The 15814-nt window shown below is 61.2% G+C and carries 10 protein-coding genes and 4 pseudogenes; 7 read left to right on the forward strand and 7 right to left on the reverse strand.

The features are described 5' to 3' along the window. From CP49_RS16115 to CP49_RS16130, 4 genes and pseudogenes are all read left to right on the forward strand, one after another. A pseudogene (locus CP49_RS16115) lies at window positions 1–1030 on the forward strand (hypothetical protein); the annotation flags it as partial. Between the two features lie 11 nt (window positions 1031–1041). After that, window positions 1042–2862 (forward strand): type I secretion system permease/ATPase, encoded by a 1821-nt coding sequence (locus tag CP49_RS16120; RefSeq protein WP_057851216.1) that lies wholly within the window; start codon window positions 1042–1044, stop codon window positions 2860–2862. Between the two features lie 22 nt (window positions 2863–2884). Continuing rightward, window positions 2885–4249, forward strand: a complete 1365-nt coding sequence (locus tag CP49_RS16125; RefSeq protein ID WP_057851225.1) for an HlyD family type I secretion periplasmic adaptor subunit — start codon at window positions 2885–2887, stop codon at window positions 4247–4249. A gap of 346 nt (window positions 4250–4595) precedes the next feature. Then, the gene (locus CP49_RS16130) at window positions 4596–4934 is read left to right on the forward strand and encodes a hypothetical protein (RefSeq protein WP_057851217.1); all 339 of its coding nucleotides are present in this window, start codon (window positions 4596–4598) and stop codon (window positions 4932–4934) included. Window positions 4935–5529: 595 nt separating this feature from the next. Here the strand turns inward: CP49_RS16130 and CP49_RS16140 are convergent. From CP49_RS16140 to CP49_RS16150, 3 genes and pseudogenes are all read right to left on the reverse strand, one after another. Beyond that, a pseudogene (locus CP49_RS16140) lies at window positions 5530–5640 on the reverse strand (VapC toxin family PIN domain ribonuclease); the annotation flags it as partial. A gap of 41 nt (window positions 5641–5681) precedes the next feature. Further along, complete coding sequence (gene vapB, locus CP49_RS16145) at window positions 5682–5915, reverse strand: type II toxin-antitoxin system VapB family antitoxin (protein ID WP_057851226.1); 234 nt, start codon at window positions 5913–5915, stop codon at window positions 5682–5684. Between the two features lie 85 nt (window positions 5916–6000). After that, window positions 6001–6383 (reverse strand): annotated as a pseudogene (locus tag CP49_RS16150) (hypothetical protein). A gap of 510 nt (window positions 6384–6893) precedes the next feature. On the opposite strand from CP49_RS16150, the gene CP49_RS16155 reads away from it, so the two are divergent. Next, a complete protein-coding gene (locus CP49_RS16155) occupies window positions 6894–7247 on the forward strand; it encodes a DUF1428 domain-containing protein (RefSeq protein ID WP_057851219.1) in 354 nt (117 codons plus the stop codon). 637 nt (window positions 7248–7884) lie between these two features. Here the strand turns inward: CP49_RS16155 and CP49_RS49250 are convergent. The 4 genes and pseudogenes from CP49_RS49250 to CP49_RS16180 form a co-directional block, all read right to left on the reverse strand. Further along, window positions 7885–9230: pseudogene (locus CP49_RS49250) on the reverse strand (TRAP transporter large permease). 57 nt (window positions 9231–9287) lie between these two features. Then, window positions 9288–9839, reverse strand: a complete 552-nt coding sequence (locus CP49_RS16170) for a TRAP transporter small permease subunit (RefSeq protein ID WP_197423126.1) — start codon at window positions 9837–9839, stop codon at window positions 9288–9290. Window positions 9840–9956: 117 nt separating this feature from the next. Beyond that, the gene (locus tag CP49_RS16175; RefSeq protein ID WP_057851223.1) at window positions 9957–11030 is read right to left on the reverse strand and encodes a TRAP transporter substrate-binding protein; all 1074 of its coding nucleotides are present in this window, start codon (window positions 11028–11030) and stop codon (window positions 9957–9959) included. A 650-nt stretch (window positions 11031–11680) separates the two neighbouring features. After that, a complete protein-coding gene (locus CP49_RS16180; protein ID WP_156438472.1) occupies window positions 11681–12550 on the reverse strand; it encodes a cytochrome c in 870 nt (289 codons plus the stop codon). A 604-nt stretch (window positions 12551–13154) separates the two neighbouring features. On the opposite strand from CP49_RS16180, the gene CP49_RS16185 reads away from it, so the two are divergent. Next, a complete protein-coding gene (locus CP49_RS16185; protein ID WP_057851228.1) occupies window positions 13155–13607 on the forward strand; it encodes a (2Fe-2S)-binding protein in 453 nt (150 codons plus the stop codon). 2 nt (window positions 13608–13609) lie between these two features. Beyond that, window positions 13610–15814: xanthine dehydrogenase family protein molybdopterin-binding subunit (locus CP49_RS16190; RefSeq protein WP_057851224.1), on the forward strand; the 2205-nt coding region annotated here is incomplete at its 3' end.

Raw genomic sequence — 15814 nt, forward strand, 5'->3', positions numbered from 1 at the left:
GGATCCGGCCGACACCGGGGCCGCGGCCAGCGACGCTGTTGCGGATGCGGCGCCGGTCGTTGAGACCACCGAGCCGGCGGGGACGACAACAGCTGCCACCGTGAGCGATCCGACCAGCGACGTGTCAGATCCGGCCGACACCGGGACCGTGGCCAGCGACGCTGTTGCGAATGCGGCGCTGGTCGTTGAGACGACCGAGCCGGCGCCGACGACAATAGCTGCCGCCGTGAGCGATCCCAGCGACGTGTCAGATCTGGTCGACACCGGGGCCGCGGCCAGCGACGCTGTTGTGGATGCGGCGCCGGTTGAGACCGAGCCGGCGCCGACGACAACAGCTGCCGCCGTGAGTGATCCGACCAGCGACGTGTCGGATCCGGCCGACGCCGGGGCCGTGGCCAGCGACGCTGTTGCGGATGCGGCGCCGGTTGAGACGAGCGAGCCGGCGCCGACGACAACAGCTGCCACCGTGAGCGATCCGACCAGCGACGTGTCAGATCCGGCCGACACCGGGACCGTGGCCAGCGACGCTGTTGCGGATGCGGCGCCGGTTGAGACCGAGCCGGCGCCGACGACAACAGCTGCCACCGTGAGCGATCCGACCAGCGACGTGTCAGATCCGGCCGACACCGGGACCGTGGCCAGCGACGCTGTTGCGAATGCGGCGCCAGTTGAGACGAGCGAGCCGGCGCCGACGACAACAGCTGCCACCGCGAGCGATCCGACCAGCGACGTGTCAGATCCGGCCGACACGGGCACCGCGGCCAGCGACGCTGTTGCGGATGCGGCGCCGGTCGATGAGGCCGCAGGCGACGTGATCGCCTTGAACGATGCGCCACCGCCACCAGAAAACGCTGTGCACACGGGAACCGAGTACACCGATTACGGCGTTAACCTTAGCAGTGACAGCGCAGTTCCCCCGCAGGATACCGGGTCTTCGGCTGACGCCGCGTCCGCGTCCGACACTGCGCCGCCGCCTCCCGAGACCGTGGATACGAATCAGCCAACAGAACCTGAACTTGCTGTCCTATAGCGGGGGCGAACATGGCGGCCGTCGAGATACTGGACAATCCGCCGCGCAGCCATTCTGCAGATCACCTTCGCGTCGCACCCGGCGGCGAGGCCCGCGACTATGTTGGACCTGTAAACCCGCTGGCCACCTGGCGTTCGGTCGCGCGCACGAACCTGATTGCGGTCGCTGCATTTTCGGTCGTCGTGAATCTGCTGATGCTCACGCTGCCGATCTACCTATTCCAGATTTCCGATCGCGTGCTGACGAGCCGCAGCCTCGAAACACTGCTGATGCTCTCGGCTCTCGCGCTGGCATTCATCGGCATCCTCTCGATCATCGACATTCTGCGTCGGCAGGTGCTGGGCCGTTTTGCGACCAAGATGGGGGCGGTGCTCGGCGGTGCAGTGCTGGCCAGCAGCATCAACAACGCCAGGGCCGGCGAGGGCGGGACCATCCAGGCGATTCGTAGCCTTCACCAGGTGCGGGGATTCATCTCGAGCCCCGTCATGCTTATGCTGATGGACGCGCCGCTCTCGCCCCTCTACTTCGGCGTCATATTTCTCATTCACCGAGATCTCGGCTTAATCGCTGTCGTGTCGGGCTTGGTACTGGTGCTGATTGCGGTGCTCAACCAGAAAGCGACCTCGGAGCGTCTGAGCGAGGCAGGACTGCATGCTGCTGAGGCCGATGCGGCGGCCGAGTCGCTGGCGCGAAATTCGCAGGTGATCAACGCGATGGGAATGCTGAGCGAGAGCATTCTTCATTGGGGTCGCCGGCAGGCACCGGCCCTCACGGTGCAGAGCCAGGCCCTGGACCGGAATTTCTGGATCAGTGGTGCGTCGAAGTTCGTCCGGCTCGTCACCCAGATCACGATCCTCGGCGTGGGCGCCTATCTGGCCCTCAACGCCGAGATCACCGGCGGCATGATGATCGCGGCCGCAATCATCGTCGGCCGCGCCCTGCAGCCGCTCGAGGGCCTGATCGAGGGATGGCGCAGCTGCGTTCAGGCGCGATCGGCCTATGCGCGTGTCAAGCAGGCGGTCGAGTCATTCCAGCGCGAGACGCCGAAGCTGCGCCTGCCCAAGCCGCAAGGGCGCCTGACCGTGGATCGGGTCTTGTATTTGCCGCCCGGCTCGAAGGAGCCGGTGCTCAATAGCGTGTCGCTCGAGCTCGCGCCCGGAGAGTCTCTTGCCATTGTCGGACCGTCTGGGTCGGGCAAGTCGACCCTCGCGCGCATTCTGGTGGGCTGTCTGGTGCCGACCGCCGGCAAGGTCAGGCTGGACGGAACAGAGCTGCGCAACTGGGATCGCCGCCAGTTTGGCGAATATACCGGCTACCTGCCCCAGGAGGTAGAGCTATTTCCCGGGACGATCAAGCAGAACATCTGCCGCATGCGGGACGACCTGCCCGATGCGAGCATCTATGAGGCGGCGATATTCTCGGGCATTCACGACATGGTCTGTCAGCTGCCGCAAGGATATGAGACCGTGCTCGACCGCGGCGGCGGGCCCCTCTCCGGGGGACAGAAGCAGCGCATCGCGCTCGCCCGAGCGTTCTTCGGTGATCCGTGCCTTGTCGTGCTCGACGAGCCCAACTCGAATCTTGACGCGGCGGGGGAGCTGGCTCTGACCGAGACCCTGCAGCGCGCCAAGCAGCGGGGGGTCACCGCGGTGGTGGTAACCCTGCGCCCGGCGCTGCTGAACAGCGTGGACAAAGTGCTCATCCTGCGGGCCGGACGGGTCGAAGCATTCGGATCTCCGAGCGACGTGCTGCATCGCCTGGTTCGGTCGCCCGGCGGGGCCACCGCAGGTAAGCCAGAGCGGCCGCAACGCATCGAATCCTCTAGCCCGTGAGGTGACCACGCGGGAGGACAGCATGAAAGCAAAAAAGGACAGCACCAGTGAGTGGTACCGCGGTGTTCCGCTGAGCGCCAAATGGCCCATCTTCACCGGCCTTGCCATGCTGGTTGTTTGGCTCGGGTGTTTCGGTGTTTGGGCCGGAGTCGCGCCACTGAACAGTGCGGTCGTCACCTCGGGCACGTTCGTGGCTACCGGACAGAACAAGCTGGTCCAGCACCTCGAGGGCGGCATCATCCGCGAGATTGCGGTAACGGACGGTGATGCCGTGGAGGCGAACCAGGTGCTCGTTCGCATGGACGACACCGCTGCCAACTCCAAGCTGAGGCGGTTGGTTTTAAAAAAGTATCGGCTGCTCGCCATGAAGGCGCGTCTCGAAGCTGAAATGAGCACTTCAGAGACAATCGAAACTCCCGCAGCATTCAGCGCGAGCGCACGTGATCCGGAAATCAAAGCGGTTCTTGAGCGGCAACGTGCCGAACTGAGGGCACGCCGGACTAGTCTCGTGACCCAGGAAAGCGTGCTCATGAAGCAAATCGCCGGGCTGGAGGAAAGCATCCGCGGATATCAGGCTCAAGTGCAGTCCACCCAACAGCGCATTGCCCTGTTTGCCGAAGAGCTGAAGGACAAGAATTCGCTTCTTCGCCAGCAGTTGGTTCGCAAGTCGGATGTGCTGGCGCTGCAACGCTCCGAGGCGAGTCTCGAGGGAGAGCTCGGCGAGTATCTTGGCCGCATCGCCGATTCGAAGGAGAGGATCGCTCAGGCGAACGAAAGAATAGCCCAGCTCCACTCGACGGCGCTCCGGGATGCGATCAAGGAGCTGCGCGAGACCGAAGCGGACCTGGATGATGTAGAGGAGCAGATTCGCGCCGCGCAGGATGTCGTCGACCGGGTCGATGTTCGCTCGCCGGTCCGGGGCATTGTGGTGAAGAGAAACTTCCATACACCGGGCGGCGTCGTCTCTCCTGGCGCCGTGCTGCTCGAGCTCCTACCGATAGGCGAAGAGCGCGTCATCGAGGCACATGTGAGTCCCAATGACATTTCGCACGTGAGCGTAGGTCAGGAGGCGCTGGTGCGGCTATCGGCGCTCAACCAGCGCATCACGCCCATGGTCGGCGCGAGCGTCATCTATGTGTCAGCGGACGTGTTGGCGGAGCAAGTACAGATCAAGGCCGAAACACGCCCTGCGAGTGACACGCGTCGGGAATTCTATGTGGTTCGGGTGCGCCTAGACCAAGACGATATTCTCAAGCGCATGCCCGAATTCATCCCGACACCCGGCATGCCGGCCGACATCTACATCAAGACCGGAGAGCGTACGTTTTTCGAGTACATCATGAAGCCGGCCCTCGATAGCTTCTCCCGCGCTTTCCGCGAAACCTGAATGAAACGAGCAATCTGGTCGTCAGTCCCGAGCACCGCGAGTCGCTGAATGGCGACGATTATCTGAGTGCGCTTCCGCGCCTCTTACCGAAGCTGTTGATGTTTTCAGTTACGGGCAAGCCGATGCAGCGAAACGATCCAGGGCGTGCCTGGCGCCGAACGTCGGGTTGATAAGCATGGCGACGGCGTGCGACTCGGCAATCGCGCCCAGGCTGCGCGGCGATGAAAGGCAGCCATCAAATGCTGTACGAAAATTTGCGTAACAGTGCATCCAGATTGGTGGCTTCCGACTAGAAGTAGCATGGCAGACGTTACAGTAACTTGCATCGAAGGAGAGCAACGTGGCGATGCCTAAGCCAAATTGGTTGCCGACGGTAGTGCCTTACGGCGCTGATCAGACCGTCTACCTTGTGTTCGATAGTTTCGGAGCGTCACGCAGTGATTGCCCTGAAAAGCAGATCGAGCGGGACGACCTCGAAACGACCATCTCCGATCTCCTAACCGGCCAATTCAACGCCCCCGTTTGCGTCATGGCCTTCAACACCCTTGAGCACTGGATCGAGGATGTTTCCAACCAGGTAGCCGAAGATATTCAAGCCCGCTGCGATATCGATGGCGTACCAGTACCCGAACACGTCAGGGACTTTGTTGCAAGCCACACCGGCTTGTGGCAAGCGGGGTGCTGATGTGAGGCCGGACTTCAAATTGCGAGACATAGGAACGAAGTTCAGTTTCCCGATCCGCCTTAGTAAAGGCGCCACGCAAACGGTGCACTGGCTAGTGGCCGTTCTTGATGAAGTAGAAGTTGGTCGCGCTCTCGATCGCATCAAACGGCGCCGGACCATGCGGCTTGTGGAGTAGAGCCCCGCAGATCGAGGAATGCTACGCAGAATATCGGGCGTTGAACGCAAAGCTTATGCAAAATCGCGACCACTGCCTGTCCTTTCGTAAGAAGTACGAGCCAGAGCAGCTAAGGCTCGTGATACTGGCAGAGTCCCTGCCGACATCAGGCTTACATTTCTACAACCCACTCGGAAGAATAAGTGAGCCGCTCTTCGCAGCGTTGATGCAGCCAATTGCTTTCTCTCCCTAAAGTAAAGAAGAAGGCCTCTCCCAGTTGTTCTGAAAGGCTGGTTGTTAGTGGATGCGACTTACGAGCAAATTGACAAGAATAAGCGACGTGATGAAACGATAGCTCGTGGTATCCGCTGCTCCGCGAAGATCTCACTCGATTGTCGCCGGACAAGCAGGCCATTGGTCCTGATCAAAGCGAATGTTTACCGCCTCCTGTTCTGCGCCATCGTGCAACTCGCCGAGCGTGATGCTGGAGACGCAGAGTTGCTCGGCCAATGCATCGAACTTTTCGCGCAGCTCGATCGGATAGTTCTTCATGACTTAGATGCAGATGTTTGTGTCAAGCATGTAGGTAAGCATCAGAGCGGCTCGCGCTCCTCGGCTGCGGGCTGCTTACGCTCGACCATGAAATCCTCGCTCGCGCGCGGTCCGTTCTGAAACAGATCATCCCACCGTTTGCCTTGAGGCACGATCACACGGCTGCGGCCGATCTTCAGAATATCGACGTGATGCACATTCTCCGGGAAGGCGACGGTCTTGGGTAGGCGGACAGCCTGACTGCGATTGCTCGTGAACACCGTGGAGCTCGTCATGCGCATCTCCCTGTATATTCCAATTGGGATATACCAATTCCAGTGGCAATATTTTTACAAGGGCAAGAACGTCCCGTCAGCGACATCAGCCGAGGCGACCAGCATCCCCAGATTCCCCACGAAAATCCGAATAGAACCCCGGCCAGCACCCATCGTCCTCATGGCTGCCGGTCCTTTGCCGGCAGGTATCGTCCAGGAGCCGCGGCCCGACGTCTTGAGGCGGACCGCGTCTGCGGTCTGGATTCCCACGATGCGCTCGCAACGGCGGCAGTAGACGCGCAGAACGTGGCGGTGGATATCCGACAGCCTTCGTTGCGATAGTCGAAGCCCATTCGTGCCGGCGCGAGGATCCTTGAGCACCGATTCCCAGTATTCGGCGGAGAGCGCCGCGTCCGGAGCCGGATCGGGATTCGTCGATTTCCGGGCCGCTTCCGCGGCCAGCTTTTCCATCTGTTTCGGCGTCGGCATGCGCTTGCTTAGAACATAAAGAGAACAAAAGTCGAGTCCGCCCAGGTTTGAAATTTGGGCTGGGTCAGCAGTCGGCCGCCGACGGGGGGCGACCAAGATCGTCTCGCGTCTTGAACGGCCGGACAAGGTCCTCCCTCAGGCCCTTGAAGAAGGAGTGTCGCACGTTTCCCTCCGCCGATTTAGCGCCGTATTCGAGTCTTCCGCGGTAGCGTTTCCCCCGACTGAGGCACATGCCTTTTCAACGTTCGCCTTCGAGAGCGTAAGAGCTGAACTTGTTTAGGCCCTGGCGGGCGGCGGCGCCGAATCGGCGTGCTGAAAGGATTTGGAGCGGATGGGCGTGCTGAGATTGTCTAGGCGAAAAAAAATTCTCGCGTTGTCGGATTAGGGGACCATTCCGCGTCCTTTGGTGAGGCCCTGCTATCGCCGCCATCCGATTCTCGAGAAGGAGTAGGACGGGTGCCACGGGCAGCGGTCCCAAGGATGAGTCAGCATTCGAGGAGAGTAAGCATCATGACCTACATCGATGGATTTGTGGCGGCGGTGCCGACTGGGAACCGCGACGCCTATAGGGAGCATGCGGAAAAGGCTGCACCGGTCTTCAAGGAGCACGGTGCCTTGAAGATCGTCGAATGCTGGGGTGACGACGTCCCGGATGGAAAGCTAACATCCTTCCCAATGGCCGTGCAGAAGAAGGATGACGAGACCGTGGTGTTCTCCTGGATCGTGTGGCCGTCAAAACAGGCCCGCGACGAGGGCATGAAAAAGGTGATGACCGACCCTCGTATTCAGCCTGATGTCAACCCGATGCCCTTTGACGGCAAGCGGATGATCTTCGGCGGCTTCGAGGTTTTGGTCGAGGCGTGAGTGCAAAATCGAGACTTTCCTCGCTCGGTGATTGCGGGGAGCGGCCGGCTTTCTCCGCATGGGCACCAGGATCGGCTTGGACCTCGGTACTGCGATCGCCGCTGACTCAGTTCAGATACCGGCAAAGGCACCGAGCGGCCGATCCTCGTCGAGCGCAAACCAGACGACACCGCTTTCTTTGGTCACCGCATTCGGCTCAGGTGAACGATCGGTATTGGCACTTTTCTGACCTGAGCGTTCGGGCTGACGATGTCCGTTTACGAGGGCACAGCGGACTACGTCTTCCGGTCGTCTAGGTCCGTTCGTGGCCGCCAACAACGGAAGTCGCCACTAATTCGATTACCTCGTCGGTGGGCGAGCAGGGTCTGCGGAACGGCGAGGCCGAGCGACTTAGCAGAAGGTTGATGATGAATTCAAATGTTTTTGGTACCTTGACTGGTAGGTCGCTTGGGTGCGTACCTCGACATAGTAGGTGGCGCGGCCATAGTGCTCACAGAAGTTCAGCCCATAGGACATCAAACCGCTGGCTTCGAGATATTCTCTGATCGGGAAGATCGTCACCAATTGGTTCGTCGCAGCAAACTCTGTGATCCGTTTCTGGTACCCCGAAGCCGAACTTCCGCGAAGGAAATGGTGACTATTCGACGAAGCCGGCCAGTCTCGGCAGCCACAGACTGATGCTCGGGAAATAAATGCACAGCATCAAGCCGAGCACCTGGAGCGCAACGAACGGATACATGGCAGTGAACACGTCACTCATGGTGACGCCCGGCGGCGCCGTTCCCTTCATGTAGAACAGCGTCGCCCCGAACGGCGGCGTCATGAACGCGGTCTGCAGATTGACCGCAACCAGCGTGCCGAACCAGGTCATCAAGGCAGCATTGTTGCCGAGGTGGTCGGAGAAGTCGTACTTCAACAGGATCGGCCCGAACACCGGCAGGACGATCAGGCAGATCTCGATCCACTCGAACGGGAAGCCGAGCAGGAAGATCAGAATCATGACAAAGCCGAGCATTTCCCACTTGGTGTCGATGCCGAAATGGGTGAGCGTCGAGATCATCAGGTCGTCGCCGCCGAGCACGCGGAACACGTAGGAGAAGCCGGTCGCGCCGAGGAAGATCAGGAAGACCAGGCCGTTGGCTCGGCAGGAGGCATAGATCGCCTCGTTCATCATCTTGAACGTGATGCGCCTGTTCAGCGCGGCGATGAACATGGAGCCGAGCACGCCGACAGCCCCGCTCTCGGTGGGGTGGCCCAGCCGGCGAAGATCGAGCCGAGCACGATCACCAGCAGCGCCGTCATCGGGAACAGGCCCCGCCAGAGCGCGTACCAGAACGCAGCGCGGGTCTGCGGACCGTAGCCGGGCGGCAGCTTGGGCGCGGCGCCCGGCCTGAAAATGGCGACGAGCAGGATATAGACGAGGTAGAGGCCGGAGAGCAGGAAGCCCGGCATGACCGCGGCGAGAAACAAATTGCCCGCCGAGGTCGCCAGCATCTCCGCCATCACCACCAGCATGATGGCCGGCGGGATCAGGATGCCGAGCGTTCCGGCCGAGGCGATGGTGCCGATGGCAAGCCGCTTGTCGTAGCCCGCGGCCAGCATCTGCGGCAGCGCGATCACCGACAGCGTGATCACCGCCGCGCCGACCACGCCGATCGGCGCCGCCAGGATCGTGCCCATCACCATCACGGAGACCGCCAGCGCGCCGGGGCACCGCTTGAGCAGGACCTCGGTTGCGTCCAGCATGTCCTTGGCGGAGCCCGATCGCTCCAGGATCGCGCCCATGAAGATGAACATCGGAATCGAGGCCAGAACCGGATCGTTGGCAACCCCGCCCCACATGCGAAGCACGATATCGGACAGGCCGATCAGGTTGAACGCTCCGAGCCAAGCGCCCACGACCGCGAAGACGAGCGCCAGTCCGCCCATGATGAAGGCGATCGGGTAGCCGATGAAAATGAAGAAAAACATCGACACGAACATGATCAGAGCGAGATTGTCGGCCAGCCAGTCGAGCACGTTAGGTCCTCCCCGGTTGGACTAGACGTCGGTAATCACATGTCCGATCTGCAAATTGACTTCCCGCTCTGACTTTTCACCGAACAGGAAGACGATCACGCGGAGCAGTACGCTGAGGACGCCGAGCACCACCATCCACAGGCCGGCGGCGTAGACGCCCTTGATGATCCAGCGATGGGTCAACCCGACCGTGCTGTCGGACTGCTCGCCGAGCCGATAGGACTGCGCAACGAAATCCAGGCTGTAGTAGGCAACCAGTGCGCTGTAGGGCAGCGCCAGCGCAAGGCAGCCGGCGAGTTCGATCCATGCCCTGCGGCGGTACGACATCATCTCGGTGAATGTATCGACCCGCGGATGCGCGTTGATCGTGTAGCAGTAGCCCATCCAAAGCGAGAAGATTGCGGCGTGGAAGTGCCATTCCAGCTCTTGCAACTTGGTGTACGGTAGCTGTAAGCCAAACTTGCGCGCGACGACATCAAACGTGGTCACGCACGCCATGATGACGAGCAGCCAACCGGACGCCAAGGCAACAACCTCGAGCGCCCGCCGCATACTCTCGGCCAGCTTCAGCAATGCATTCATCGCGACAAAGTCCTGCCGTGGCTGCCGGGCCGTTCGGCGGATCCTTATCACCGGCCGACGAAGCCCACATGAGCCGGCGCAGCCACGCGCTGCACCGGCTGCCTCCGCTCAATCCTTCTGGTAGGTGGCTTTCATCGTCTGCGACGCGCCCCAAACCGCAAACTTCTTGCGGTAGTCCAGGTAGTGGTCGGCGACCTTCTTGAACAGCGGGTCCTTGGCCGATTCCTCCGTCAGCACTTCCAGCCAAGCCTTCTCCAGCGTGGCCAGGTCCTGGTCGCTCCAGCGCTTGACCTGAACATTATACTTGTCGCGCATCTCGGCCATCGCCGCGAACTGGGCGTGGTCGCTCTCGGCGTAGTTGCGCATGATGGTTTCACCGAGGGCGATCTCGATGATCGCCTTGTTCTGATCCGACAGCGCATCCCACGCCGCCTTGTTCATCAGAAGCTCGCCCACCGAGACCTGCTGGTGCCAGCCCGGGAAATAGTTGTACTTGGCGATCTGATGGAAGCCCAACTTGGTGTCCATCGTCGGCATCGAGAACTCGGTCGCGTCGATCACGCCGCGCTCCAGCGCGGGATAGATGTCAGCCGCTGCCAGCAACTGGGTGGAGACGCCGAGCTTCTGCATCACCTGTGCGCCAAGGCCGAAGAACCGCATCTTCAGCCCCTTCAACTCCTCGACCGACTTGACCTCCCTACGGAACCAGCCGGATGTCTCAGGCGCGATGGCGCTGGAGTCGATCGCAATCAGGCCGTGCTTGGCGTAGATCTCGTCGCGCAACTGGTTGCCGCCGCCGAACCACTTCCAGCCGAGGAACTCGCCGACGGGCGGGCCGAACGGCACGGTGGTGAAGAAGGCGAGCGCGGGGTACTTGCCCGTGTGGTAGCCCGGCGTCGTCCAGCACGATTCGATCGAGCCCTTGGACACCGCGTCGAAGCACTCCAGCGGCGGGATCAGCGCGCCGGGCTCGTAGAACTTGATCTCCAATTTTCCGCCCGACAACCGCTCGACATTCTTCGAGAAGCGCACGCCCGGGGGACCTAGGTGTGGCAACTGGCTGCCAAACGCGCTCTGCATCTTCCAGCGGACTTTTTCCTGCGCGTTTGCATCTGTAGACACCGCGTTGAGTGCCAAGGCCGATAGCCCCACGAATCCGATTAACAGTGTGGATTTCAGCATGTTGCAGCTCCTCCCTTCGTTACTCGGAATGCCGACGCGTGGCCCACGCGGCCGCAATGTCGCTCGCAGCACGTTTGTTGAGCTGGTCGCGCGCCGCTCCTTCGTTTCTGTCAAAGCAAGCATTTCGCATGCCTGTGCGGCACGGCGAGTGCTGGTGAGAAACCGGCGCAAAAGAACTGTCGGTTTTATTGAGAGTGCGATGCCCGCCGACGGCATTCCCCGCTGCGGATTCGCCTCGAACGGAGACGTCGGCACGTCCCGTCTGGAAGAAGCAGCTCAGACAAGATTACACGATCCGACGCCCATCCAAAAGACCTCACATTGGCCGAACGCGGCACAAACAATTCTGCCAAAACCAGTGACCCAGGTCCGAATCCGGGTCATTTGCCGGACCTCGAAGTGCCCAAGCGCGAGGCTCCGCTTTGCCGCTATCAACGGACATCGTTGGCGCGGCAGGTCCGATAAGTGCCAGCGAGATATTCGACAAGTAACATGCAACGGCAAGATCGAACGCGGCACCGCTGGCCGCCACGGATTTCCCGAGCAAAACGGCTGAAGCAGTCAGGGCTCAGCCGCCCAGCGGTCGGTCTGCAAGAGCCGATGACGCCTGTCGGCGGCGACTACACCCGTCCTCGAGTTTTACGATATACTTAGCGTTTGCTGCTTCCGCCCTCCGTTGCTCGGCTCTTCCTGTTCGCCATGTGATTCAAATACGCCAAGATCAGCCCGAGTTCCTCATCGCTCAGGTCCTCTTCGGCAAAGCTGGGCATCCGCTGATCGGGCCAAATCCGAACCGAGCGTGGATCTCGGATCAGCGCGCGCAAACCGGCATCGGTGAAGTACTCCGTCGGGTTCATCGGCAAATTCAGATCGGGGCCAGCCGACGCCGATCCTGCCTGGTTCATCGTGTGGCATGTGAAGCATTTGTTCACGAAGAGGGTTTGCCCGTCTCGTGCCGGATGGAGGGCAGGGAGCATGGGATCAACCGCGAGCGAGGGCCACCGCTTGGCTGGCGCGTCTTGCACCGACAAACTGACAATTTGGTAGGGCCACATCATGGTTGGGACGGATGACGCTTGATCGCCGAGCCATACCACATAGAAGGCGCCTGCGCTCTTATCCTTACCTGGAATTAGCGGCCATGGCCTGTCGGCGGCTTCGATTGCCATGTACGCGACGATGCCGTCGTTGGCGTAGACCAGATCGCGAGGAAGTTGCGTTACGAAGCCGTCCTGCGCTACCGCTTCCACCACGGCATCGGGCGGAATGGCAACTCCTTCAAGCAGCTTCGCGAGCGCCACGGCTCGATACGTCCGAGGAGTACGGTATGCGACATCACGCGACGTGGTGATTTCGACGACATCCGTGCGGGCAAGCAGCGCGTCCCGATCGAATACATGGACGCCGCCATCGGCTGACACCGTCAACGTTGGACCAGTTGCCAAAGCCGATGTTGGCATTGTGAAGGCAACCAACGAGCAAGCTAACGTGACAGCGAGCCCGATCATCGTTGTACGCATATCCGAAGCGTCCTTCGAACGCGGCAATGGTAGGCGCACAATGCGATTATCGCAGAGTTACACCTATTCCCAACTCCTCCAGGAGCGAAGCTGACAGTACTCGCTTGGCATGAAATGAAGCGCCGCCAATTCAGGCGTCGAAAATGCGCGACTCCGCGACGAAAGAAAAACTGTCAGCCCCCGGTCGCCAAGGAAATGATAGTTCATCACTTTGACTACAGATTTTTCAATCTATCCGCCAATAGGGCGTCGATCTCTATGGCGGCATTCAACTCTTCGAAAAAATCTCGTCTCGTGTGGGCCACTGCGTAAGGGCTCTTGACCCAAAGCGCGCCGTTCGAGGAGGCAGCCCTCGCTGAATACAAGAGCAAACAAGGCGTTGTGAACTCTATTCGCCCCGCTTTGTGGTAGCTTTCCAGACGTCCATACCTTGAACAAAGCTAAAGTAAAACAGGAGGATGGGCCCGACACAGACAATCAATCAGATCCTACGGTGCAGTCTGCAGTTTCTCAGCGAGGTCAGTTTTGCCTGAGACCGGACGTAGATGTTCTCGCTCACCTCGAAGGACGCATGACGGCTCTGTATGAAGAGGGAGAGACGATCATGATCAAGGTGAAGGTTAATGGCCAGGAACTGAACTGGGATGGCGATCCTGATCTCCCGCTACTGTGGTTTATCCGTGATGAGGTGGGCCTGACGGGCACCAAGTTCGGTTGCGGCCAGGCCCTCTGCGGTTCATGCACCGTCATCGTCGACAAGCAGTCGGTGCGCGCGTGCATCACCTCCGTGTCCGACGTCCGCGGCCGCGAGGTCACCACGATCGAAGGCCTTCATCCAACTGGCGATCACCCGGTGCAAAAGGCCTGGCGGCAGCTCAATGTCCCGCAATGCGGCTTTTGCCAGACCGGCCAGATCATGCAGGCGGCCGCCCTATTGATGGAAAATCCGAAGCCCACCCACGACCAGATACGCGAGGCCATGGCGGGCAATATCTGCCGTTGCGGCACTTACCAGCGCGTCGAAAACGCCGTGCGTCTCGCATCGACGGGGGTGTGATCATGAATGTCCTCACCAATCCCAAAAAGCTCCGTGGCTTCGAACGGCACATCAAGGTCGACAACGTTTCACGCCGCAGTATCCTCAAGGGCCTCGGGCTGGCCGGCGGCTTTGTGCTCGCCGCGCCTGTGATGTCTCGCCCCGGCTTTGCCGCGTACCAGACCGGTGCGGACAAGATGCCGCACGGTACCGTGGTGGACCCGCGCGTCTTCGTTTCTATCGCATCCGACGGAACAGTGACGATCGTCGCGCACCGCGCCGAGATGGGAACGGGTGTCCGCACCAGCCTGCCGATGATCGTCGCCGAAGAGATGGAAGCCGACTGGTCGCGCGTTCGCGTCCAGCAGGCGCCGGGCGACGAGGTCAAGTTCGGCAACCAGGATACCGATGGATCGCGCAGCACGCGGCATTACCTGATGCCGATGCGCCAGATCGGCGCCTCGGCCCGCACAATGCTCGAGACAGCCGCGGCGAAACGCTGGGGCGTGCCGGCGACCGAAGTGAAGGCGATCAATCACGAGGTCGTCCATAATGCCAGCGGACGCCGCATTGGCTTCGGCGACTTGGCAGCCGATGCCGCCAGGGAGTCGGTGCCGAGTGTCGAAGGCTTGAGGCTCAAGGACCCGAAGGACTTCCGTTATCTCGGCAAGGGCGCGATCGGCATCGTCGACGGTCGCGACATCACGGTGGGCGCCGCGCGCTACGGCGCAGACGTCCGCCTGCCCGGCATGAAATATGCCGTCATCGCCCGGCCGCCGGTGACCGGCGGCAAGGTCGTATCGTTCGATGGGGCGGAAGCGATGAAGGTTTCCGGCGTCGAGAAGGTCATGGAAGTCAGGGGCTGGCCGTGGCCTTCAAAATTCCAGCCGCTCGGCGGGATCGCTGTGATCGCGCGCAACACCGGCGCGGCCATCAAGGGCCGCAACGCGTTGAAGATCGTCTGGGACGATGGCGCCAACGGCAAGTACGACTCGGTCGCCTACCGCGCCGAACTGGAGCAAGCCGCTCGGAAGCCCGGCCTGGTCGTGCGCAAGGAAGGCGACGTGGACGCCGCCTTGAAGGGCGCTGACAAGGTGATCGTGGGTGAGTACTACCTGCCGCATCATGCCCACGTCGCCATGGAGCCGCCGGTCGCGGTCGCTGATGTCAAGGGCGACAAGGCGGAGATATGGGGACCGGTGCAAAGCGCGGGCGGAACGCGCGAGGACGTCGCCAAAACGCTCGGCATTCCCCAGGAGAACGTCACCGTCAACGTCACGCTGCTCGGCGGCGGGTTCGGGCGCAAGTCGAAGTGCGATTTCGCCCTCGAGGCGGCACTGCTTTCAAAGGAGCTCGGCGCGCCGGTCAAGGTGCAATGGACGCGGGAAGACGACATTCGCAATGGCTTCCTGCACACCGTCTCGGTGGAACGTATCGAGGCCGGCCTCGACAAGAGCGGCAAGGTGACGGCTTGGCGGCATCGCAGCGTCGCGCCGAGCATCGCCTCGACATTTGCCGCCGGTGCGCTGCATCAGGCGCCGTTCGAACTCGGCATGGGGCTGGTCGACATGCCCTTCGAGATCGCCAACGTCCAATGCGAGAATCCGGAAGCGGCCGCGCATACCCGCATCGGCTGGTTCCGCTCGGTATCGAACATTCCCCGCGCGTTTGCGGTGCAGTCCATGGTCGCCGAAATCGCCCATGCCACCAACCGCGATCAAAAGGACATGCTGCTTGAGCTGATCGGCTCTCCACGGATCGTCAAGCTCGATTCCGTGAAAGACCTCTGGAACTATGGCGAGCCCTACGACAGTTATCCGATCGATAGAGCTCGTCTTCGGAAAGTGGTCGAGTTCGTCGCGGACAAGGGCGGCTGGGGACGGTCCGTGCCCAAGGGCCACGGGCTGGGCATTGCCGTGCACCGCAGCTTCGTCAGCTATATCGCGACCATTGTCGAGGTAGCCGTCGACGAAAAGGGCAAGCTCACCGTGCCCCGCGTGGATACCGCGATCGATTGCGGAACCCACGTCAATCCGGAGCGAATCCAGGCGCAGATGGAAGGCGCTGTGATCATGGGCATGAGCTTTGCCAAAACTGGCGAGATCACTTTCAAAGACGGCAAGGTGCAACAGGGCAATTTCGACGATTTCCCGGTGCTCCGGATCGACGAATCCCCTGCCGTAACCAACGTCTATATTGCGCCTGCCGGCCCCGACACGCCGCCCAGC

It is taken from the genome of Bradyrhizobium valentinum, assembly GCF_001440405.1.
GTDB classification, from domain to species: Bacteria; Pseudomonadota; Alphaproteobacteria; order Rhizobiales; family Xanthobacteraceae; genus Bradyrhizobium; species Bradyrhizobium valentinum.

What these genes read in the sequence shown, in the direction of transcription:
- CP49_RS16120 (WP_057851216.1), top strand. Translation starts at nt 1,042, where the DNA reads ATGGCGGCCGTCGAGATACTGGACAATCCGCCGCGCAGCCATTCTGCA.
- CP49_RS16125 (WP_057851225.1), top strand. Translation starts at nt 2,885, where the DNA reads ATGAAAGCAAAAAAGGACAGCACCAGTGAGTGGTACCGCGGTGTTCCG.
- CP49_RS16130 (WP_057851217.1), top strand. Translation starts at nt 4,596, where the DNA reads ATGCCTAAGCCAAATTGGTTGCCGACGGTAGTGCCTTACGGCGCTGAT.
- vapB (WP_057851226.1), bottom strand. Translation starts at nt 5,915, where the DNA reads ATGACGAGCTCCACGGTGTTCACGAGCAATCGCAGTCAGGCTGTCCGC.
- CP49_RS16155 (WP_057851219.1), top strand. Translation starts at nt 6,894, where the DNA reads ATGACCTACATCGATGGATTTGTGGCGGCGGTGCCGACTGGGAACCGC.
- CP49_RS16175 (WP_057851223.1), bottom strand. Translation starts at nt 11,030, where the DNA reads ATGCTGAAATCCACACTGTTAATCGGATTCGTGGGGCTATCGGCCTTG.
- CP49_RS16180 (WP_156438472.1), bottom strand. Translation starts at nt 12,550, where the DNA reads ATGCGTACAACGATGATCGGGCTCGCTGTCACGTTAGCTTGCTCGTTG.
- CP49_RS16185 (WP_057851228.1), top strand. Translation starts at nt 13,155, where the DNA reads ATGATCAAGGTGAAGGTTAATGGCCAGGAACTGAACTGGGATGGCGAT.